The following is a 21,294-nucleotide window of genomic DNA, read 5'->3' on the forward strand; positions in this document are numbered from 1 at the left end:
CGGGTGCGGGCCTCAGGGCGCGGTGGAGGGCCAGTTGCCGTCGAGCATCTGCAGGAACTCGGGCTCGGAGACCAGCTCCACGTGCTGTCCCTGGGCGCGGCGGGCGAGGGCGTCCCGCGTCTTGCGGTGCCCCGTGGCCCCGCCGCGGGGGCGCGAGGCCAGGTCCTCGGCGCGGAATCCGTCCCCCACCACGAGCATCGTGGTCTGTCCGTTGACCCGGCTGGCCGGGCGGGCCCCGCACGCCGCGGCGCGGTTCTTGGCGTCCTGCCGGGACATCCCCAGGTTGCCGGTGAACACGACGGACTGCCCGAACAGGGGGTGGCCGGGGTCGGCGTCCGGCGACGGGGCGGGGTTGGTCCCCTCGTCCGGCCAGTGCATCAGGTCCGGCATCCGCGCCTCGTGGGGCAGGACCACGGTCGCGTCGAACACGGGTCCCAGGCCTCGGGCCTGGCGGGTCGCCCGCGACTCGGGCCCCTCCCCGGCGCGGCGCGGCTCGAGCCGGCGCAACCGGATACCGTCGCGCTCCAGGAGGTCGGCGAGGCCGGACTCCAGCCCCGGCACCCACCCCGGTGCGCGCGCCGGCCCGCCCCCCGGTTCCAGGAGGGCCGTCGCCGCCCGGGGCGTGCCCTGTCCGCCGGGGCCGCCCGGGCCACCCGGTGCGTCCGGACGTCCGGCGGCACGTCCACCGGCGGCTGCGGGAACCGTCCCGGACCGCCGCAGCGCGGCGGGGACGGTGCCGGCGAGGTCCGTCGCGCCGGCGAGGTCCGTCGCGCCGGCCTGGCGGCGGCGGACCGAGTCGATCATCACCCAGGCGCAGGCCTCCGCGTCGGCGAGCGCGTCGTGGTGGTTCTCCAGCGGATGCCCGGCCTCGCGCGCCGCCACCGGCAGCGCGTAGGACGGCAGCTCATAGGCGCGCCGGGCCATCACGAGCGAGCAGGCGTAGTCCAGGCCGGGGATGTCCATCCCGGAGACCTCGAGGGCGGACTCGATGACGCCGATGTCGAACCCGGCGTTGTGCGCCACCACCGGGTCGTCCCCGATGAAGTCCGCCAGGTCGGCGAACAGCTCGCCGAACCGCGGCGCACCGGCGACCATCCCGGCCGTGATCCCGTGGATGCCCACGTTGCGCGCGTCGAAGCGGTCGAATCCCGACGGGGGCCGCATGAGCCAGTGGGCGCGCTCGACCGGTTGCCCGTCCCGCACGCGGACGAGCCCGACCGAGCACGGCGAGCCCCGGAAGCCGTTGGCCGTCTCGAAGTCCAGGGCGGTGAAGTCCAGGCCCATCAACGCGACTCGGGTCCGGCCGTCGTCCCCGCGGCCGGGGCGCCGCCGCCCAGCACGCGGACGAGGTCCGGCAGCAACTGGCGGAACGCCATCCCGCGATGGCTGATGGCGTTCTTCTCCTCGGCGGACAGCTCGGCGACCGACTCGCTGCGCCCGTGCGGCTGCAGGACCGGGTCGTAGCCGAACCCGCCCTCGCCGCGCGGCTCCGTCAGCAGCGTGCCGGTGAGGACGCCGGTCTCCACGTACTCGGTGCCGTCCGGGGTCGCGACGGCGGCCGCGCAGACGAAGGCCGCCTGCCGGTGCTCGGGACGCACGTCCGCCAGCTGGTCCAGCAGCAGGCGCAGGTTGGCCGCGTCGTCGCCGTGCCGGCCGGCCCACCGGGCGGAGAAGATGCCGGGCGCCCCGCCGAGGACCTCCACGGCCAGGCCCGAGTCGTCGGCCACGGCGACGAGCCCGGTGTGCGCGGCCACGGCGTGCGCCTTCTTCAGGGAGTTCTCGGCGAACGTGACGCCGTCCTCGACGACGTCCGGCGCGCCGGCGGCCTCGGCATCGATCACCTGCGTGTCCACGTCCAGGCCGGGGACTTGGCCGCGCAGCAGTTCGCGCAGCTCCCGCAGCTTGCCCTGGTTGCGGGTCGCCAGCACGAGCCGCGGTGACCCCACGCCGCCCTCGCCGGCGCTCATCGCTCCCCCGCCAGGGTCTCGCGCTGGATCCGGGTCAGCTCGGCGGTGCCCTCCACCGCGAGGTCCAGCAGCACGTCCAGCTCGGCGCGGCGGAACGGGGCCCCCTCGGCCGTGCCCTGGACCTCGACGAAGTCGCCCGAGCCGGTGACCACCACGTTCATGTCGGTCTCGGCCCGGACGTCCTCCACGTACGGCAGGTCCAGCATGGGGGTGCCGTCGATGATGCCGACCGAGACGGCGGCCACCGAGTCCTTGAGCGGCTCGGCGGCCCTCGGGATGATGCCCTGCCCCTTGGCCCACGCGACCGCCTCGGCCAGGGCCACGTAGGCCCCGGTCACGGCCGCGGTGCGGGTGCCGCCGTCGGCCTCCAGGACGTCGCAGTCCAGCACGATGGTGTTCTCGCCGAGCACCTTGAGGTCGATCACGGCGCGCAGCGACCGGCCGATGAGCCGGGAGATCTCGTGCGTGCGCCCGCCGATCTTCCCCTTGACCGACTCCCGCGCCGAGCGCGTCGAGGTGGCCCGGGGCAGCATGGCGTACTCGGCGGTGACCCAGCCGGTGCCCTCGCCCTTGAGCCAGCGCGGGACACCCTCCGTGAAGGAGGCGGTGCACAGCACGCGGGTGTTGCCGAACTCGATGAGGGCCGAGCCCTCCGCCTGGCGCGACCAGCCCCGGGTGATGCTGATGGGCCGCAGCTGGTTGACCGCGCGGCCGTCCTGCCGCGGGCCCGGGGTGGGAACCGATCCCCCGGCGGGGGTGCTGTTCGCGGGCAGGGCGGTGTCTCCGGAGGTCGGTGAGGTCATGACCGCCATCCTACCGAGCGTGCGGACGGCCCCGCGCGGACCGGCCACGGGAGGTGACGGACCCCTCAGACGCGGTAGGTGACGCCGGAGACGGCCACGGCCAGGTCGCCGTCGTAGGTCTGGCGCGCCTCGAGGGAGGCCCCGAGCGGGTCCGTCCACACGGGCAGGTGGGTCAGCAGCAGGCGGCGAGCGCCGGCGTCGGTCGCCATCTGGCCGGCCCGGCGGCCGGTGAGGTGCACGCCGTCGATGCCGTCGTCCCGGCCCTCCTGGAAGGCGGCCTCGCACAGGAACAGGTCGGCGTCCCGCGCGGCCTCCACGAGGCCCTCGCACGTGTCCGTGTCCCCCGAGTACGTCAGGACCCGGTGGACGCGCTCGCCCTCGGGACCGGTCTCGGTCGTCTCCACGCGCAGCGCGTACGCCTCGTCGATGGGGTGGCGGACCGGCACCGCGGTGACGGTGAAGGGGCCGATCGTCACCGGCTCGCGGGACCGCCAGGGCCGGAAGTCGAACTCCTCGCGCATCCCCGGCTCCGGGTCCAGCCCGTAGGCGGTGGCCATCCGGTCCGCCGTGGCCTCGGGGCCGTAGACGGGCACGTGGATGCCGTTCCAGCCGTAGGGGTTCCACCGGATCGCCACGTGCAGGCCGCACAGGTCCATGCAGTGGTCCGGGTGCAGGTGGCTGAGCAGGACGGCGTCCAGGTCGTCGAGGGCCATGTACCGCTGCAGGGTGCCCAGCGAGCCGTTGCCGAGGTCCATCAGGATCCGCCAGGTCTTCGGCGCGGAACCGTCCGGGGTCCGGCCCTCCGCGGTGACGAGGTAGCACGATGCCGGCGAGCCCGGGCCCGGGAAGGATCCGGAGGCACCGATGATCGTGAGCTTCACCCTGCTTCAGGCCTTCCCTCGATGGCGGTCGACGGCGCCGCGGACGCCGCACCCGTCCTCGTGCCGGCGTACCCGGCGCCCGACGGGCTGCCGTCCACTGTACTGCCCGCCCGGGACCCGCGACCGCGTGCGGCGGCGATCATCTCCGGGGTGATCCGTGCCAGCACCCCGGTGGGGTAGCGCTCGGCGATGTGGTCCACGTGCTGGACGCCGCCCACCTCGGGACCGAGGAACCGCCGGGCGAGGCGCTCGAACTGCGCCGGGTCGCCGGTGGCCATGAATTGGTGTCCCGGGCGCTCGCCCGGGTTCCCGACGCCGGCCCCGTCCGGTCCCGCGGTACCCGCGGAGGACGGCGCCCCGCCGTCGCCCGCGGGACGCTCCAGCCCGTGGCGCACGAGCGCGCGGTACACGTCCTTGGCGGTCTCCTCGGCCGAGGAGACCAGGGTCACGTCCTCGCCCATCACGAGCGAGATGACCCCCGTCAGCAGCGGGTAGTGGGTGCACCCGAGCACCAGGGTGTCCACGCCCGCGGCCTTGAGCGGGGCCAGGTACTCCTCCGCGGTGGCCAGCAGCTCGGGGCCCGTGGTGATGCCGGCCTCGACGAACTCGACGAACCGGGGGCAGGCCACGGAGGTGATCTCCAGCTGGGGCGCCGCGGCGAACGTGTCCTCGTAGGCCCGCGAGCCGATCGTCGCCGCGGTGCCGATCACCCCGATCCGCCCGTTGCGCGTCGCCGCGACCGCCCGGCGCACGGCCGGCTGGATGACCTCGACCACGGGGATGCCGTACCGGGCCGTGTACCGCTCCCGGGCGTCCCGGAGCACGGCGGCGGACGCCGAGTTGCACGCGATGACCAGGACCTTCACCCCGGCGTCGACCAGCTCGTCCATGATGCCCAACGCGAAGGCCCGCACCTGCGCGATCGGCCGGGGACCGTAGGGCCCGTGGGCCGTGTCCCCCACATAGGCGATCTGCTCGCCCGGCAGCTGGTCGATGATCGCCCGGGCCACCGTCAGCCCGCCCACGCCGGAGTCGAACACCCCGATGGGCGCCAGCGGCGCGGGGGCCGGCACGGTGGCGGTCGGCGCGGAGGCCGCCGGTGCGGGGCGTGGGGAGGTATCGGGGATCTGGGTCATGGTCCTTCCGAGGATAGGCCCCGCGAGCGTGCCGTTCGCGCAGGTGCCGCGTCCGTGGGCCGGATGCGACGGCGCGGGGCGACGGGGGTCGCGGACCGGCGGGGGCGCGGCCTCAGTCGGACAGCCGGGAGGACAGCGCCGTCATGAGCGTCTCGAGCAGCCACGTCGTGAAGTTGTACAGCAGCGCCATGTAGGACTCGACGTCCGTGGCCTCGGACCAGTCGTCCACCTCGTGGACGCGCTCAGCGTCCTCCTCGGTCTCGATGCCCAGCCGCGCCGACAGCACGAGGCGCACGTCGTTGAGCGCGCGGCCGAACGAGACGGCCTCCGCCTCGGAGAGCACCACGGGATTGGCCTGCAGTGCCGCGACGGCCCGCTGCAGGTCGTCGGTCTTGGACCGGCGCACGGCCTCCTCGGTGAGCGCACGGAACTCGCCGGCCGCCTCCTCGTCGCCCTCGACGCCGGAGGGCAGCAGCCGCGCCAGCGCCGGGTCCTCGGGCGCCCGGCGGCGGGGCCCGACCGGGCCGGCGCCGGGATGCGCGTCCGGGAACGGGCCCGCGGACGGCACGGTGCCGGCCGCCGTCGGGCCGCCGGCCGCCGTGGGGCCGCCGGCCGCACCCTCGCCGAGGGCGCCGAGGCCGGCGACGATGTCCCAGAACGCGGCGTCCCCGTCCGGGTCCCGGTCCGGGTCCCGGGACGCGCCGGCGCCGGGCGCGCCGGCGCCGGGCGCGCCGACGGGTCCGGGCGCGCCGACGTCCCGGCGGTCCCCCTCGTCCTCCTCGGACAGGAGCTGGATGACGTCCTGGAACAGCGTCCGCAGCAGCCGCCGCTCCGCCCGCTCGAGGTCGGCGACGAAGCCCCTCGGCGTGCTCTTGAAGGCCCGTGCCATCAGTCGCCCTCCCCCTCGTCGTGCTGCAGGGTGGCCCACAGCCCGTAGCCGTGCATCGCCTGCACGTGGCGCTCGGACTCCTCGCGGCCGCCGGTCGCGACCACGGCCCTGCCCTCCTCGTGCACCTGGAGCATGAGCCGGTCGGCCTTCTCGCGGCTGAAGCCGAAATAGGAGCGGAAGACGTAGGACACGTAGCTCATGAGGTTCACGGGGTCGTTCCACACGACCACCCGCCAGGGACGGTCCAGCGCGGTGAGCTCGCCGGCCTCCGGGCGCTCGAGCACGCCGGTGGCGCCGCCGGGCGTGGTGCCGGGTCCGGGTCCGGGTCCCGGGGCCGGGGGCAGGGTGAGGTGACTGCTGGCGGACATGGCCTCCATTCTACGGCCCGCCTCCCCGGCGGGCCGTGCCCGGGCGGCGCCGGGACAGCCCCGGGACAGCGCCGGGACGGCGCGGGACGGCGCCCGCCCGGGGCCGCCGGGGGTTGTAGGGTGGCACCCGTGATCGAGCAGAAACCCACGGCGACCCCCGACTGGCTCCTGCCCACCTCGCTGTTCACGGACCACTACGAGCTCACGATGCTGCAGGCCGCCCTGCGCTCGGGCGCCGCCCACCGGCGCAGCGTGTTCGAGGTCTTCACGCGGCGGCTGGCCGAGGGGCGGCGCTACGGCGTGGTCGCCGGGACGGGCCGGCTCCTGGAGGGGCTGTGCACGTTCCGCTTCGGCACGGAGGAGCTGGACTTCCTGGCCGACCACCACGTGGTCGACGACGAGACCCTGGCGTGGCTGGCCGACTTCCGCTTCTCGGGCGACGTCCACGGCTACGCCGAGGGCGAGGCGTTCTTCCCCCACTCTCCCATCCTCCAGGTGGAGTCGACCTTCGCCGAGGCGTGCATCCTCGAGACCTACCTGCTCTCGGTGCTGAACTACGACTCTGCCGTGGCCTCGGCCGCGTCCCGGATGACCTCCGCCGCCGGGGACCGGCCCTGCATCGAGATGGGCGCGCGGCGCATCAACGAGGAAGCGGCCGTGGCCGCCTCCCGGGCGGCCGTCATCGCCGGGTTCCGCTCCACCTCGAACCTCGCCGCGGGCCTGCGGTACGGCGTGCGCACCGTGGGCACCGCGGCGCACTCCTTCACCCTGCTGCACGACTCCGAGCGCGAGGCGTTCGAGGCCCAGGTCGCCTCGCTCGGCCGGGACACCACCCTGCTCGTGGACACCTACGACGTCGAGCAGGGCGTGCGGACCGCCGTCGAGGTCGCCGGCCCGGACCTGCGCAACGTCCGCCTGGACTCGGGCGACCTCGTCGAGCAGGCGCACCGGGTGCGCCGGCTGCTCGACGACCTGGGCAACCCGCGCACGGGCATCATGGTCACCTCCGACCTGGACGAGTACGCGATCGCCTACCTGCGCTCGGCGCCGGTCGACTCCTACGGCGTGGGCACCCGGCTCGTCACCGGCTCCGGCGCGCCCACGGCGTCCATGGTCTACAAGCTCGTGAGCCGCCAGGACGACGACGGCCGGTGGGTGGACGTGGCCAAGGCGGCCTCGGGGAAGGTCTCGCACGGCGGGCGGAAGGTGGCCGCGCGCCGGCTCGACGCCGCGGGCCGGGCCACCGCCGAGCTGGTCGGCGTGGGCGCCTCCCCCGAGCTCGACGACGACGACCGCCCGCTGCAGCACGTCCTCGTCCGGGACGGGGAGCTGCAGCCCGGGTGGACCGGGCCCGAGGGCGTGGCCCGGGCGGCCGAGCGCCACCGGCAGTCCCTCGCCGAGCTGCCGGCCTCCGTGCACCGGCTGCAGCCGGGCGAACCGGCCATCCCCACCGTCTTCAGCCAGTCCTGACGGCACCCCAGAGGAAGGAATCACCATGCGAGCGCTCGTGATCGTGGACGTGCAGAACGACTTCTGCGAGGGGGGAAGCCTCGCCGTCGAGGGCGGCGCGGCCACCGCCGAGCGGATCACCGCCTTCCTCGAGGAGCACGGCCCCGAGTTCGACGCCGTCGTGGCGACCCGCGACTGGCACGTCGAGCCGGGCGACCACTTCGCCCCCGCCGGTACGGCGCCGGACTACGCGCGCTCCTGGCCGGTGCACTGCGTCGCGGGCACCCCGGGCGCGGAGCTGCACCCGGGCCTGGACGCGGAGCACGTGGACGCCCAGTTCCTCAAGGGCCGCTACGACAGCGCCTACTCCGGCTTCGACGGGCAGCTCGGCAGTCCCGACCTCGTCCGCTCCGGGGCCCCCGAGGGCCCCGCCGGACCGTGGGGGGCCACCGCCGCGGCGGCCGCCGCGGTCGAGGAGGACGCCCCGGGCCTGGACGACTGGCTGCGGTCGAGGGGCATCGACGCGGTCGCCGTGGTGGGCATCGCCACCGACCACTGCGTGCGGGCCACCGTGCTCGACGCGATCGACGCCGGCTACGACACGGTCGTCTACACCGACCTCGTGGCCGGCGTGGACGAGGACCGCTCGGCCGAGGCGCTCGAGCTGATGGCCGACCACGGCGCGGTGCTCGAGTCCTGGGGCGGCGCGGCCGAGTAGTCCGGCGGCACCGGCCGCCGCCCGTCACGTCCGGCCGACGAACCAGCCCTGCAGCGTCTTCAGCCGCGTCTCGATCTGCTCCGCCGTCGCCTGCGCCACCGCCGGGCCGCCGCTGATCTCCCGCAGCCGGTTGTGGATGACCCCGTGCGGGGTGCCGGACCGCGCCGACCACGCGGAGACGTTCTTGGACAGCTGGGTCCGCATCTCCTTGAGCCGCCGGTGGTCCACGACGCCGGCCGGGGCCTCGGGTGCGCCGGCGTGCCCGGCCTTCGGCCGGCGGCGCAGCTGCTCGGCCTGCCGCTGGCGCAGCAACTGGCCGACCTGGTCCGGGTCCAGCAGCCCGGGGATGCCGAGGAAGTCCAGCTCGTCCTCCGAGCCGATCGCACCGCCCGTGCCGAACTCGGCGCCGTCGAACAGGACCCGGTCGAACGCCGCCTGGGACTCGAGGGCCTTGAACTCCGAGCGCGTCAGGGAGTCCGAGGCCCTCTCCTGGCGGTTCGCGGCCGCCAGCAGGTCCTCCTCGGGGGACAGGGACAGGTTCTCCGACTCGAGGACGCCGGGACCGGCCTCGGGCCGGTCGAGGGCGTGGTCGCGCTCGGCCTCCATCTCGTTGGCCAGCAGCATCAGCTGGGGCACCGAGGGCAGGAACACGCTCGCGGTCTCGCCGCGCCGCCGGGAGCGCACGAAGCGCCCGACGGCCTGGGCGAAGAACAGGGGGGTCGACGTCGAGGTGGCGTAGACGCCGACGCACAGCCGGGGCACGTCGACGCCCTCGGACACCATGCGCACCGCCACCATCCAGCGCTGGGTCCCGGCCGAGAAGTCCTCGATCCGCTCGGAGGCGCCCTTGTCGTCGGACAGGACGACGGTGGCCTCCTCGCCCGTGATCGCCTGCAGCTGCGCCGCGTAGGCGCGGGCGTCCTCGTGGTCGGTGGCGATGACGAGCGCCCCCGCGTCCGGGACGTTGCGCCGCACCTCGGTCAGCCGCCGGTCGGCCGCCCGCAGCACGGAGGGGATCCACTCGCCCTCCGGGTCCAGGGCCGTGCGCCAGGCCTGGGCGGTGATGTCCTTGGTGGCGGCCTCCCCGAGCTGGGCCTCCATGACGTCGCCCGTGGAGGTCTGCCAGCGCATCTGGCCCGAGTAGGCCATGAAGATCACCGGGCGGACCACGTGGTCGCGCAGCGCGGGGCCGTAGCCGTAGGTGTAGTCGGACTTCGAGCGGCGGATGCCGTCGCCGTCGTCCGCGTACTGCACGAACGGGATGGCCGCGGTGTCCGAGCGGAACGGGGTGCCGGTCAGGGCCAGGCGCCGGGCCGCGGGCTCGAACGCCTCGCGGATGGCATCGCCCCAGCTCAGGGCGTCACCGCCGTGGTGGATCTCGTCCAGGATCACGAGCGTGCGCGCGTTCTCCGTGCGGTTGCGGTGCAGGATGGGCTTGGAGGCCACCTGCGCGTAGGTCAGGGCGACGCCGATGTACTCGTCGCCGTGGCGGCCGTCGGCGTTCTTGAAGTTGGGGTCGATCGCCAGGCCGATGCGGGCGGCGGAGTCCGCCCACTGGCGCTTGAGGTGCTCCGTGGGCGCCACCACCGTGATCCGGCTGACCGTCCCGGCCTCCACGAGCATCCTCGCCACGCGCAGGGCGAAGGTCGTCTTGCCGGCCCCGGGGGTCGCGACGGCCAGGAAGTCCTGGGGCTGCTTCGAGAAGTACAGCTCGAGCGCCTCCTGCTGCCACTGGCGCAGCTTCGGGGCGGTACCCCACGCGGCCCGCTCCGGCAGCGCCGGGGGGAGGTCTTCACCGAGATGGAACAGTGCATCGGACACGGAGTTTCGCTGGCCTCCTCAGGGCGGGGTGTGGGCGTGCCGCCGGTCCGCGGCGGGCGGGTCCGGGGCGTGGGCCGTCGGGGACGGACGGTGGCGTGGTCACCCGCGGGTGACGGGCCGGCTCGCGGGACGACGGGGTGTGCGGGGTGCGGGTGGTGCGGGCGTCCGGGGCGGCCTCGGCGACCCCTGCCGTCCGTCCCCGGCCCGCGGCGCGGACACCGGAGGTCACGGGACCGGATCGACGCCGGCCCAGGACCGGGGCGGAACCGGGTCCGGGACCGTTGCGGCCCCGACGCGGGGGCCGGGAGCGACCCGTCCCACGTCCGCCGCGGGGCGGGCCGCAGGGCCGTGCCGGTGTGCTCCTGGACGCGCGGAAGGGGTCAGCCGCGACCCCGGCCGCCGAACCAGCCGCGACCGCCGCCCCCGGAACCGGAGCCGCCCCCCGAGCCGGAGCCGTCGCCGCCGCCGGGCCTGAGGCCCTCGTAGATCTCCTTGCACTCCGGGCACACCGGGAAGCGCTCCGGGTCACGGCCCGGCGTCCACACCTTGCCGCACAGGGCCACCACGGGCTCGCCCGTCAGGGCGGACTCCATGATCTTCTCCTTGCGGACGTAGTGGGAGAAGCGCTCGTGGTCGCCCGGCTCGGCGTCCTGCAGCTGCTCCTTGCGGTCCAGCACGGCGGCCCCGGCACCGCCGGGACCCTGCGGTGCGCCGGGTTCGTTCACATCGGGCTCGGCAGGCAGACTCATGCCGACCAGTCTAGCGCTCCGCCCGTGGCGGCACGCCGGGACCGGGACGGAGCGGACCGGGACGGCGCGGACCGGGCGGTCCCGCCGGACCCACCGCGCCGGCCGGGCCGGGCGCGCCGCTTGGCCCGGGCGGAGTCCGGCCCTAGGCGAAGTCCAGCACCGACTGGTAGGTCTCGGCCTGGGCGCGGTCGAACCACCGGCCGCCCACGCGGATCCCCAGCCACAGCACGAGGGAGCCGCACGCCAGCCCCGCGGCCAGCGACAGCCAGTGGAGGAGCACGGAGCCCGTCACCAGGCCCGCGGCGAACAGGGCGAGCTCGGGCAGGGTCAGCAGGCCGATCACCACGAGGGCGCCCAGCGAGACGACCATGACCCGCAGGACGGAGCCCTCCGGCGTCGCGAAGGGGCTCGCCCCCGGCTTCGGCACGGGGTAGATGAACCGGGCCGAGGAGACCGCGGACACCCCCGCCCCCGTGAGCAGCGCCCCGAGGGCCACGCCCAGCAGGCCGGGCAGGACCGTCCACGCGCCGGCCGGCCACGCCGTGAGCACCGTGACCATGGTGGTGACGGGCACCGCCCAGAGCAGCAGGGCCCCGACCCGGCCGGTCCGGTCGTCCCGGCCCGACACCCCGGAGGTGACGTGCAGGGCGAAGGCCGAGCCGTCGTAGGCGATGTCCGCCGAGATGGCGTAGCCGAGCAGGAACCCGGTGAGCGGTCCCACCACCAGGACCATGACGTGGTCCCCGGACTGGGCACCGAGGAGCCAGAACAGCACGGCCAGCAGCGGGATCACCACGAGGGAGGCCGTGTACCGCGGGTCCCGCACCCAGTACAGCAGCGAGCGCGCGGCGATGGCCCCGGCCGGGGTGGCCGGCAGGATGCCGAGCAGGCCCGGCCCCGTGCGGGGCGGCCGGCCGCCGGCCCCGGCGGTGCCGACGCGCTCGGCGGCGCGGTCCACGGCCGCCTGCCACAGGCGCAGCGCGCCGGCGAGCCAGGCCAGGCACAGCAGCCCCTGGCCGGCGGCCTCCGCCCAGCGCCCCTCCGCCACGGACCACGGCACGGCGGCGAACGAGCCCAGCGGGGTCCACGCCAGCCCCCGGGCTAGGCCGGGCAGGGCGTGCAGCGCGTCCGCGACCGACCCGGCGACGGCGGAGACGGCGAGGCCGCCGAACATCAGGGGCACGATCGCCACGAGGGAGATCACCTCGCGGATGCGCCGGCGCCCCGTGTAGGCCGCGAGCAGCCCGGTCACCGCGTGGGACAGGCAGACGCAGGTCAGCGCCCCGAGCACCGCGGCCGGGACGGCGGCGACGAGGGCGGCCGGGGCGTCCGTCCAGGCCAGGCAGGACAGCAGCCACGCCGCCAGGGTGGCCGCACCGGGGACCGTGACCAGGCCGGCGAGCGCCAGGCCCGCCACGAGGGTGCGGGTGGGGATGCCGAAGGTGGCGAAGGCGGCCGGGTCCAGCGTGAGGTCCACGCCGGTGAGGAAGACCGGGATGGTCATCCAGGCCACCACCACGAGGGCTCCCGCGAGCACGAGGACCGTGCCGCGCAGCGGCACCTCGAGCTGGGCCAGCGCGGCGGCCCCGATCCCCCACAGTCCGAGCATCGCCACGGCGTAGAGCATCGCCAGGATGGCCAGCACGAGCTGGAAGGTGCTGCGCCGCCACCCGTTGACCGCCAGCGCCAGCCTCATCCGCATCAGGTGTGCAACCACGTCAGCCCCTCCGGCGTGGCCGCGCCGCCCACGAGCTCCACGAACCGCTCCTCGAGCGAGCGGCCCCGGCGCACCTCGTCCACCGTCCCGGCGGCCAGCAGGGTGCCCCGGGCGATGACGGCCACGTGGTCGCACATGCGCTGGACGAGGTCCATGACGTGGCTCGAGACGACCACGGTCCCGCCCGAGGCCACGAACTCCGCCAGGAGGGCGCGGATGGTGGCGGCCGAGACGGGGTCCACCGCCTCGAAGGGCTCGTCCAGCACGAGCACCCGCGGGGCGTGGACGAGGGCACAGGCGAGCGCGACCTTCTTGGTCATCCCGGCCGAGTAGTCCACCACGAGCCGGCCGGCGTCCGCCGCGAGGTCCAGGACGCGCAACAGGTCGGCGGTGCGCCGGGCCACGGTCTGCCGGTCCAGGCCGCGCAGCAGGCCGGCGTAGGTCACCAGCTGCTCGCCCGTCAGCCGGTCGAACAGCCGCACCCCGTCGGCGAGCACCCCCATCCGCCGTTTCGCCACGAGGGGCTCGGCCCAGACGTCGGTGCCGTGGACCCAGGCGCGGCCGTGGTCGGGGCGCAGCAGTCCCGTCACCATGGACATCGCCGTCGTCTTGCCGGCGCCGTTGGGTCCCACGAGGCCGTAGAACGACCCCGCCGGGACGTCGAGGGAGAGGCCGTCGACGGCGATCCGCTCGCCGAAGCGCTTGGCCAGGCCCCGGACGGCGAGGGCGAAGTGCGGGTCCGGAAGGTCCTCGCCGTCGCGCCCGGAGGGGCCGTCCGCCGCCTGGTCCCCGCGGTCGTCCGTCCTGCGGTCGTCCGGGCGGTCCGCCGCTCCGTCCGGGACCCGGAGCGGCCGGCCGGGGGGCGGGAGGGATCCGGGAAGGGGCTCGGGCGCGCTCATGGCCTCACCGTAGCAAGGACCGGCCCGGCCCGGCTCAGAACAGGGCGCGGGCGAGGGCCTTGCGGGAGGCCGCGGTGCGGGGGTCCTGGTCCCCCACGACCGCGTACAGGTCCACCAGGTGCTCGCGCGCGGTGTTGCGCTCGGGCCCCGGGTGGGCGGCGATGAACCGCACCAGGCGGGCGAACGCGTCCTCCACGTGGCCCCCCAGCAGGTCGAGGTCGGCCACGTCCAGCTGCGCCTGGACGTCGTCCGGTGCCCCGGCCGCGCGCTCGCGCACGGCGGCGGCGTCCATCGTGGCGGTGCGCGCGAACAGCCCGGCCTGGGACAGGCCGATCCTCGCGTCCTCGTCGCCGGGGTTCTCCGCCAGGGCGCGCCGGTAGGCGTCCGTGGCCGCGGCGTAGTCGCCGCGGTCGATCGCCTCGATGGCCTCCTGGTGCAGCGGCGGCAGCGGGGGCGGGGCCGCGGCCTCCCCGCCGGCGGCCCGGTCCCGCGGCGGGCCGAGCGGCGGCACCGCGCCGGTCATCCCGTTCTGGGCGGCGGCGGCCAGCAGCTCGTCGAGGAGCTGGGCGAGCTGCTCGGCGGGCACCGCCTGGTTCAGCACGGGGATCGGCTGGCCGCCCAGGACGGCGACGACGGCCGGCCCCGCGGCCAGCCCGAAGGCCTGCAGGGCCTGGGGCTCGGCATCGGTGTCGATGCGTGCCAGCACGAGGCGACCGCCGCGGCGGTCGACCTCGGGGGCGAGCAGGGCGTCCAGCTCGCCGCTGACCGGGTCGGACGGGGCGGCGAGGTGGATCAGGACGGGGACCCGGCCGGAGAGCTGCACGAGCTGCTGCAGGTCGGCCTGCCGGACGCCGTCGAGCACCCACGTGCCCTCGGCCGGCTGGTCCCTTCCCGCGGGACCGGCCCCGGGACGGGCGGTCCCCGGCACGGCCGCGGGCCCGGCGGGGCGGGCCCCGGAGGAGGAGCGCTGCAGTCCGGACAGGTCGACGGCGCCCCGCAGGTGGGACGGCATGGCGGGAGGCTGCTGGGACATGGCGGGTCTCCTGGGTCTCGTCGGTGGGTCGGGCGGCGTCAGTCCAGGAACTCCACCGAGCGCAGCTCGTCGGCCACGCCCACGAGGGAGACCTTGGACTCGTTCCCGCGCGTCCCGTCCGCCGGGACGTGCAGGGCCACGACCTCACGGTACGTCATGCGGACGCCGCCGCCCGTCTCCCGGTCTCCCCCGCCCACCTCGGCGACGAGGTCGTCCACGATCACGGAGCCACCGCGCTCGCGCGGGGAGGCGAGGGTGTCGGCGTCGAGCGCGCCGACCACGAGCGCCGATCCGTCCGCGAGCCGCAGCGCGGTGACCGAGTCCTGCACCTCGGTGCGCTCGAAGCGCAGCCGCGCGTCGTCCGCGGACTCCACCTGTTCGCGCTGGTAGTCGTGCACGGCCTTCGCGTAGGGGTTGGGCGCGATGCGCTCGGAGAAGTCATGCTCCGGGACGTTCAGGTACCGCGCCGTCCCGGCCATGGCGTCGGCGGGGGACATCACCAGTCCGGCGGCGTCCGCGGGGTCGAGGGTGGCCACGCCGGCCTGCTCGAGGGTCCCGCCGGGCAGCTCGGCGCCGGGGGTCATCGGGACGGTGTCCACGAGCCGGTACTGCTGGCGCGCCGACTCCTGGCGCAGCACGAGGACCTGCGGGGTGTCGTTGCCCTTGCCCTCGGTCACGGCCATGGCCGTGCGCGGGAACGCCGGGTCGGAGACCGCCACGGCGGACAGCACGGGCGAGGCGGCGATCGGGGCGGGCGCGTTCCGCTCCTCGTCGATGTCCCGGTTGCGGTAGTTCAGGTCGCGCATCTGCAGGGCCGTTCCCCCCACGCGGGGCTTGAGGACCTTGGCGTCGCGCTTCTCATCCCCGGCCGCGACCGTCTTCGCGACATCCCCGAGGATGCGCTCGAGCTGGCTGTCCACCAGCACGGGGTAGGCCTCCTCCTGGGCGTCCGCCGGGGCATCGACCGCGCCGTCGGTCGCCGCGGGGCCCTGGGCCCCCGCCGGGACGGTGCCGGCCACGCCGAGGGCCAGCACCGCGAGGCCGGCACCGATCCCCCGGGCCGACCGCACGGCCGTGGTCCCGGAGCCGCGGGCGGCGCCGGCGGCGGACGACCGGCCGGCGGCGTGCGCCACCGTCCCGGTGCGCACGGCCCCACCCGGGCGGCCGCCCGCACCGGGGCCACCGCGGCGCCGGCGCAGCAAGGCCCAGGCGAGCAGGGCGATCCCGGCGGCCACGAGCAGCCCCCCGAGGACGTAGAGCGGGACGATCCACGGGCTGTCACCGGCGCGGTTGGTCCAGGTGACCGTCAGGTCGGTGGGGGCGGGATCCGTGCCGTCACGGGCGACGAGCAGGGCCCACTCCCCCTCGGAGGGGACGGTCCAGCGCTGTTCGAGCCGGTCCCGGCCGACCTGGACGTCCAGCCACAGGTCCGAGTCGCGGGGATTGGGCACGGTCGCCTCCCCCTCGGCGTGCTCGACCTCGATCCGCGGCGCCTCGCCACGGTCCGCGCCGGTGTCCACGCCGGTGACGGTGTTGTGGGCGGCGTCCCCGACCCACGCCTCGACGTCCCGGGCGCGCCCGAGCATGACGTTGAAGTAGCCCTCGCCGGTCAGCGTGAACTCGACGGGGTCCTCGTCGACCTCGCCGATGCCCTCGGTGATCACCGTCAGCGGCGCCTCCTCCGTGCCGGCGGGGACCGTGGCCGCCAGCGACTCCGGTGGCGCCCACACCGTCTGCAGTCCGCCGGCGACGAACAGGGCCACGAGCCCCAGCAGTAGGGCCACGATTCCGGAAACGACGCGCACAGCTCACCTGTCCATGGGGGGCGGGGAAGGGCATAATGGCCCGCCCCCAGTATAGCCGTCAGGTCACCGAACGATAACGGCAGGTCAGTGCCGTAGCCTGTCGCTTGTGCAGGACCACGACTCCCTCCGCCCGGGTCCCGGACCCGCCCCCGAGGCCCACCCGGCCGGCCCCGCCGCTCCCGGCGAGCCCGTCGCGGGGTCGCCCGACGCCGGACCGGCGGGCACCCCGGGGACCGGTCCGCACGGCACCACCGTCCCGGCGGGCCCGGCCGGCGCACCCGATCCCGCCGCGGCGTCCGGTGCGGCGGGGAGTCCCCGGCGGCCCGGCCACCCGGGCACCGCGCGCGCCTCCGGCCTCGTCGGCCGGCTCCTGGCCGGGCATCGGCTGCCCGGGGCCCGGCCCCGGCCCCGCTTCGAGCTGCGTCCGGAGTCGGAGCAGGGCGCCGAGGGGGAGGCGGCGCCGGCGGTGGACCGCCAGCGCCTCGTCAGCTGGGCCCACCCCGTGCAGACCGGCTTCCTGCTGACCGTGGGGGTCGGGCTGGCCCTGCTGCTCTACGGCATCCTCTCCGCCAACACGCAGCTGCTCGTGTGGATCGGCGCCGCCCTGTTCATCGCCCTGGGCCTGGACCCGCTCGTGCGGCGTATCGAGGGGTGGGGGGCGCCGCGGGGGGTGGGCGTGGCGGCCGCCGTGCTGCTGCTGGCGGCGCTGCTGACCGCGTTCTTCTCGCTGCTGATCCCCACCGTGGTGGAGCAGACCACGACCTTCATCGGCGACCTGCCGCGCATGGTCTCCGACTTCCTGGAGTCCCAGTTCCTCCACGACCTCGACGCCCGGTTCGGCATCCGTGAGCTCGCCGCGACGGAGATGGAGAAGTTCGTCGGGAACTCCGCGAACGTCACGGCGATCTTCGGCGGGCTCTTCGGCGTCGGCTCCGCGATCGTCAACACGGGCTTCTCCGTGCTGATCGTCCTGGTGCTGACGCTGTACTTCCTGGTCTCCCTGCCGGCCATGAAGTACTGGGCCTACCGCCTCGCCCCGCGCTCGCGCCGCCACCGGGTGGAGTACCTCGGAGAGGAGATCACGTCCTCGGTGGGCCTGTACGTGATCGGGCAGTCCCTCGTGGCGGTGCTGAACGGGTTCGTGGCCTTCGTCGCGATCTCGATCGCCGGCATCCCCTTCGGCGCCCTGCTGGCCTTCTTCGCCGGGCTCATGGCGTTCATCCCGCTCGTCGGCGCCCTCACGGGCGGGGTCATCATCACGCTCATCGCCCTGGCCGGCGGCTGGCAGCAGGCGGTGGTGTTCGCGGCCATCTACTTCATCTACCTCCAGGTGGAGGCGTACTTCGTGTCCCCGCGCGTGATGAGCAAGGCCGTCGCGGTGCCCGGTTCCGTGGCCGTCATCGCGGTGATCGCCGGGGCCGCCCTGCTCGGCGTCCTCGGCGCGCTGATGGCGATCCCGCTGGCCGCGGCCGTCATGCTCGTCGTCAAGGAGGTCCTCATCCCCCGGCAGGACCGCCTGTAGGCCGTCGGCCTCCGGCCGCCGTCAGGCCGCGGCGGCCGTCAGCCCTCGCCGGCGTCCGCGACGACCGGCCCGTCCCAGGCCGTGGGCAGCGCCACGGGGCGGCCCAGCGCGGTGGAGGCCACGTCGTCGAGCACCCCGCGGGTGTAGGTCCGGCCGATCCACAGGTGGCGGGCGCCCTCCACCCCGACGACCTCGGCCTGCGGCACGCGCGCGAACCGGCGGCGCGCCTCCTCCGGGCGCAGGAAGTCGTCGAGTCCCGGGACCAGCACGCGCAGGGGCCGGCCGTCGGCCGCCCAGCGGTCCAGGTCCGCGTCCGTGGAACGGCGCAGCGGGGGCGAGAGCAGGATGCCGCCGCGCACGTGCCCGGCGTGCGGCACGGAGGTGCCGTGCTGGAGCACCAGCTCGGTGCCGAAGGACCATCCCACCAGCCACGGGTCCGGCAGTCCCCGCTCGGCCACGAGGGCCAGGGCGGCGGCCACGTCCTCGCGCTCGGCGACGCCGTCGCCGAACGCCCCGTCCGAGCACCCGCGCCGGGAGCACGTGCCGCGGGTGTTGAACCGCAGCACCGCCAGGCCCGCGGTCGCCGGCAGCCACTGGGCCGCCTTGAGGTACAGGTGGATGTCCATGTGCCCGCCCACCGTCGGCAGCGGGTGGAAGGTGACGAGGGTGGCCCGCGGCGGGGCGTCCTCGGGGAGGGCGAGCTCCCCGACCAGGTCGAGGCCGTCGGCGGTGCGCAGCACGAGCCGCTCCCGTCGGGCCGGCAGGACCGTGCGCGCCTGCAGCGGCTCGGGGCCGGCCGTGCGGCGGTAGTGCTGCTCGACGGGTCCGGCGGGCGGCGGGGTGGCCGGCACGGGCGAGAGGTCGCGCATCGGGGTCCTTCCGGGCTCGGTCAGGGCGGTCGGTCAGGGCGGTCAGTGCGGTGCGTGCGGCAGGTCCGTCGGACGCTCGGCCAGGCGGGCGGTCAGTACGGACCGTCCTGGCGGCGGGAGGACCAGCACATCGGGTGCCAGTGCCGCCGGTCCGCGGCGGCGGCCTCGTCGCCCAGGACGGAGTCGCTGCGCCAGGCCACGAGGTGGGCCAGGCCCGGCGGGATCGGCCGGCCACAGCCGGGGCAGGTGTAGTCCTTCACCGCGCGCCAGGCCGGGATCCGGCGCACGTGCCAGCCGCCGTCGTGCCCGTCCTCGTGCCGGTACCCGGAGTCCAGGCCCAGCAGCCGGTCCAGCTCGTCCGTTCCCCCGGTCCCCGTGCCCGACGCCGGCCCGTTCCGGCGGCGCGCGGGTCCGCCGGTGCCGGGGCGGCCGGAGGGACCGCCGGTGCGGCGACGGGGACGGTTGGAGCGGGGCACCCCCTCATGGTGTCACAGTGCCGGCGCGGGACCGGATGGGCCAGGCAGTAGACTGCCGGACGTGCGTTTGGTGATTGCCCGGTGTTCCGTGACCTACGAGGGGCGCCTGCGCGCCCACCTGCCCCAGGCCACCCGGCTGCTGATGGTCAAGGCCGACGGCGCCGTGCTGGTGCACTCGGACGGCGGGTCCTACAAGCCGCTGAACTGGATGAGCCCGCCGGCCACCCTGCGCGTCGCCCCGCCCGGCGAGGAGCTCGCGGAGGAGGGCGTGGCGGAGGTGTGGACCGTGCAGTCCACCAAGACCGACGACCGGCTCGTGGTGCACCTCTTCGAGGTGCTGCACGATTCCTCGCACGAGCTCGGCGTGGACCCCGGCCTCGTCAAGGACGGCGTGGAGGCGGACCTGCAGCGGCTGCTCGCCGAGCAGATCGAGCTGCTGGGGGCCGGCCACTCCCTCGTGCGCCGCGAGCACATGACGGCGATCGGCCCCGTGGACATCCTGGCCCGGGACGCGGAGGGCGGCACGGTGGCCGTGGAGCTCAAGCGCCGCGGGGACATCGACGGCGTGGAGCAGCTCACCCGGTACCTCGAGCTGATGAACCGCGACCCCCTGCTGGCCCCGGTGCGCGGGGTCTTCGCGGCCCAGCAGATCCGCCCCCAGGCCCGCACGCTCGCCGAGGACCGCGGCATCCGCTGCCTCACGCTCGACTACGACGCGATGCGCGGCGTGGACGATGCCGAGTCCCGCCTCTTCTGACCCCTCCCCCGGCCGCCCGCACGCGCCGGGCCGGCTCGTCACGCCCGGGCTCGTGGACCAGCACTGCCACGGCCACGCCGGCGTCGACTTCGCCACCGCCTCCCCCGCGGCCGTCCGGGCGGCCGTGGCCGGGCTCGCCGCACGCGGGGTCACGCGCGTGGTGGCCTCCGTGCCCACCATGCCGGCCGCCGAGCTGCTCGACGCCGTGCACCGGCTCGCCCCGCTCGTCTGGGAGGGCGTGCTCGCGGGGATCCACCTGGAGGGGCCGTTCCTCTCGCCCCGGCGCTGCGGGGCCCAGTCCCCCGCCGACGTGCTCCGGCCGGACGCCCCGGGAGCTCCCGGCCTCGTCCGCGCCCTGCTCGCGGCCGGCGCCGGCCGGGCGGCCCCGGCCGGTGTGGGTGCCGGGCCGCGGGAGGACGCTCCCCCGGGCTCCCCGGACGGGGCGAACGCCATCATCGCCATGACCTACGCCCCCGAGCTGCCCGGCGCGGACCGGCTCGAGGCCGCCCTGCTCGCGGCCGGGGTGCTCCCCAGCCCCGGCCACACCGACGCGACGGCCGAGGAGTTCGTCGCGGCCCTGGAGCGCCTGGCAGACCGGCCGGGCGGTGCCCCCGATGGCCGGGAGGACTCGCGGCCCGGCGGACGGCACCGAGGCGGCCCTGAGGACCCGCAGCAGGGACGCGACGAGCGACACGACGGGGGCCGCGTCCCGGCGGTCACGCACCTGTTCAACGCCATGGCCGGCTTCCACCACCGGCGCCCCGGCCCGGTGCCCGCAGCCCTCGCCGCGGCGGCCGCCGGACGGCTGCGGCTCGAGCTCATCGCCGACGGCCACCACGTGGACCCGGCCGTCGTCCGGGACGTCGTCCGCCTGGTGCCCGGCGCCGTGTGCGTGGTCTCGGACGCCTCCGCCGCCACGGAGGCCCCGCCGGGCCGCTACCGTCTGGGGGCGGTGGCCCTCGAGCGCGCGGCCGGATCCGCCGCGCCGACGCTGGCGCCCGCGGCCGTGCCGGCCGGCACCCCGCCGGGGCGGGGGTCCGCTGCCGCGGCGGACCCGTCCGGCACCCCGGCCGCCCGGCGCCCGGCGGGGCCCGCCGGCGCGACCCTCGCCTCCGGCGCCGTGGCCCTGGACCGCTCGCTCGCACTGCTCGTGGAGTGGGGCGTGCCGTGGGAGACCGCCGTGCGCACGGTCACCACCACCCCCGCCCGCGGGCTGCCGCCCTCCCGGCGCCCCTCCGGCTGGGTGGTGTGGGACGCTCCCGGCCGGGCGGCCGACGTCGTGCTCCCGCAGCGTCCCGCGCCGCGCCCGCGGGGCGCCGGGCCGGCGCGGCCCCTTCCTCCGGACGCCGCTCCCGGCCGTTAACGACTCCAGCGCACCGCCCCGGGGGCGGTGCGCTGGAGTGCGGTGCGCTGGAGTGGCGCCGCGTCGGTGTAC

The 21,294-nt window shown here is 76.1% G+C and carries 20 protein-coding genes; 5 read left to right on the forward strand and 15 right to left on the reverse strand.

Going from position 1 to position 21,294, the window contains the following annotated elements; genetic code table 11:
* Positions 1-12: 12 nt before the first annotated feature.
* The 7 genes from E7744_RS09665 to clpS all read right to left on the reverse strand — a co-directional run bounded on the left by E7744_RS09665 (position 13) and on the right by clpS (position 6,044).
* Positions 13-1,284: an exonuclease domain-containing protein gene (locus E7744_RS09665; protein ID WP_137773928.1), complete on the reverse strand. Its 1,272-nt coding sequence runs from the start codon at positions 1,282-1,284 to the stop codon at positions 13-15.
* A complete protein-coding gene (gene rdgB, locus E7744_RS09670) occupies positions 1,284-1,967 on the reverse strand; it encodes an RdgB/HAM1 family non-canonical purine NTP pyrophosphatase (protein ID WP_137773929.1) in 684 nt (227 codons plus the stop codon). Before rdgB ends, E7744_RS09665 begins: the two co-directional genes overlap by 1 nt.
* Positions 1,964-2,770, reverse strand: coding sequence for a ribonuclease PH (gene rph / locus E7744_RS09675; protein ID WP_246858388.1), 807 nt, complete (start codon positions 2,768-2,770; stop codon positions 1,964-1,966). The genes rdgB and rph overlap by 4 nt, the downstream gene beginning before the upstream one ends.
* Positions 2,771-2,835: 65 nt before the next feature.
* The gene (locus E7744_RS09680) at positions 2,836-3,651 is read right to left on the reverse strand and encodes an MBL fold metallo-hydrolase (RefSeq protein WP_137773930.1); all 816 of its coding nucleotides are present in this window, start codon (positions 3,649-3,651) and stop codon (positions 2,836-2,838) included.
* Positions 3,648-4,787 (reverse strand): glutamate racemase, encoded by a 1,140-nt coding sequence (gene murI, locus E7744_RS09685; RefSeq protein ID WP_246858389.1) that lies wholly within the window; start codon positions 4,785-4,787, stop codon positions 3,648-3,650. The genes E7744_RS09680 and murI overlap by 4 nt, the downstream gene beginning before the upstream one ends.
* A gap of 112 nt (positions 4,788-4,899) precedes the next feature.
* The gene (locus E7744_RS16500; protein WP_137773931.1) at positions 4,900-5,676 is read right to left on the reverse strand and encodes a DUF2017 family protein; all 777 of its coding nucleotides are present in this window, start codon (positions 5,674-5,676) and stop codon (positions 4,900-4,902) included.
* A complete protein-coding gene (clpS, locus tag E7744_RS15970) occupies positions 5,676-6,044 on the reverse strand; it encodes an ATP-dependent Clp protease adapter ClpS (RefSeq protein WP_210417097.1) in 369 nt (122 codons plus the stop codon). Before clpS ends, E7744_RS16500 begins: the two co-directional genes overlap by 1 nt.
* A 132-nt stretch (positions 6,045-6,176) precedes the next feature.
* Between clpS and E7744_RS09695 the strand changes: the two genes are divergently transcribed.
* Both E7744_RS09695 and E7744_RS09700 read left to right on the forward strand, forming a co-directional pair.
* The gene (locus tag E7744_RS09695) at positions 6,177-7,514 is read left to right on the forward strand and encodes a nicotinate phosphoribosyltransferase (protein WP_371415398.1); all 1,338 of its coding nucleotides are present in this window, start codon (positions 6,177-6,179) and stop codon (positions 7,512-7,514) included.
* A 25-nt stretch (positions 7,515-7,539) separates the two neighbouring features.
* Positions 7,540-8,211, forward strand: a complete 672-nt coding sequence (locus tag E7744_RS09700; protein ID WP_137773933.1) for an isochorismatase family protein — start codon at positions 7,540-7,542, stop codon at positions 8,209-8,211.
* 24 nt (positions 8,212-8,235) lie between these two features.
* Here the strand turns inward: E7744_RS09700 and E7744_RS09705 are convergent, their stop codons facing one another.
* The 6 genes from E7744_RS09705 to E7744_RS09730 form a co-directional block, all read right to left on the reverse strand.
* A complete protein-coding gene (locus E7744_RS09705) occupies positions 8,236-10,032 on the reverse strand; it encodes a DEAD/DEAH box helicase (protein WP_137773934.1) in 1,797 nt (598 codons plus the stop codon).
* Positions 10,033-10,412: 380 nt separating this feature from the next.
* Positions 10,413-10,781, reverse strand: coding sequence for a DUF3039 domain-containing protein (locus E7744_RS09710; protein ID WP_137773935.1), 369 nt, complete (start codon positions 10,779-10,781; stop codon positions 10,413-10,415).
* Between the two features lie 142 nt (positions 10,782-10,923).
* Positions 10,924-12,498, reverse strand: coding sequence for a Tat (twin-arginine translocation) pathway signal sequence (locus E7744_RS09715; protein ID WP_137773936.1), 1,575 nt, complete (start codon positions 12,496-12,498; stop codon positions 10,924-10,926).
* Complete coding sequence (locus E7744_RS09720) at positions 12,483-13,397, reverse strand: ABC transporter ATP-binding protein (RefSeq protein ID WP_137773937.1); 915 nt, start codon at positions 13,395-13,397, stop codon at positions 12,483-12,485. Before E7744_RS09720 ends, E7744_RS09715 begins: the two co-directional genes overlap by 16 nt.
* A 34-nt stretch (positions 13,398-13,431) precedes the next feature.
* The gene (locus tag E7744_RS09725) at positions 13,432-14,430 is read right to left on the reverse strand and encodes a co-chaperone YbbN (RefSeq protein ID WP_246858391.1); all 999 of its coding nucleotides are present in this window, start codon (positions 14,428-14,430) and stop codon (positions 13,432-13,434) included.
* Positions 14,431-14,468: 38 nt separating this feature from the next.
* Positions 14,469-16,214, reverse strand: coding sequence for a hypothetical protein (locus E7744_RS09730; RefSeq protein ID WP_137773938.1), 1,746 nt, complete (start codon positions 16,212-16,214; stop codon positions 14,469-14,471).
* A gap of 127 nt (positions 16,215-16,341) precedes the next feature.
* Between E7744_RS09730 and E7744_RS09735 the strand changes: the two genes are divergently transcribed.
* Entirely contained in the window at positions 16,342-17,757 is a 1,416-nt protein-coding gene (locus tag E7744_RS09735; protein ID WP_137773939.1) for an AI-2E family transporter, read from the forward strand.
* Positions 17,758-17,795: 38 nt separating this feature from the next.
* Here E7744_RS09735 and E7744_RS09740 read toward each other — a convergent pair whose 3' ends face one another.
* Together E7744_RS09740 and E7744_RS09745 are read right to left on the reverse strand one after the other, a co-directional pair.
* Positions 17,796-18,626 (reverse strand): alpha/beta hydrolase, encoded by an 831-nt coding sequence (locus E7744_RS09740; RefSeq protein ID WP_137773940.1) that lies wholly within the window; start codon positions 18,624-18,626, stop codon positions 17,796-17,798.
* A 92-nt stretch (positions 18,627-18,718) separates the two neighbouring features.
* Complete coding sequence (locus E7744_RS09745; RefSeq protein ID WP_137773941.1) at positions 18,719-19,102, reverse strand: hypothetical protein; 384 nt, start codon at positions 19,100-19,102, stop codon at positions 18,719-18,721.
* Between the two features lie 61 nt (positions 19,103-19,163).
* Here E7744_RS09745 and nucS point away from each other — a divergent pair, with 61 nt between their 5' ends.
* Both nucS and E7744_RS09755 read left to right on the forward strand, forming a co-directional pair.
* On the forward strand, positions 19,164-19,859 hold the full coding sequence (gene nucS / locus E7744_RS09750; RefSeq protein WP_137773942.1) for an endonuclease NucS: 696 nt from the start codon (positions 19,164-19,166) through the stop codon (positions 19,857-19,859).
* Positions 19,837-21,222, forward strand: a complete 1,386-nt coding sequence (locus E7744_RS09755; protein ID WP_137773943.1) for a hypothetical protein — start codon at positions 19,837-19,839, stop codon at positions 21,220-21,222. Before nucS ends, E7744_RS09755 begins: the two co-directional genes overlap by 23 nt.
* Positions 21,223-21,294 lie beyond the last annotated feature (72 nt).

The sequence above is a fragment of the Citricoccus sp. SGAir0253 genome, from assembly GCF_005877055.1.
Taxonomy (GTDB): domain Bacteria; phylum Actinomycetota; class Actinomycetes; order Actinomycetales; family Micrococcaceae; genus Citricoccus.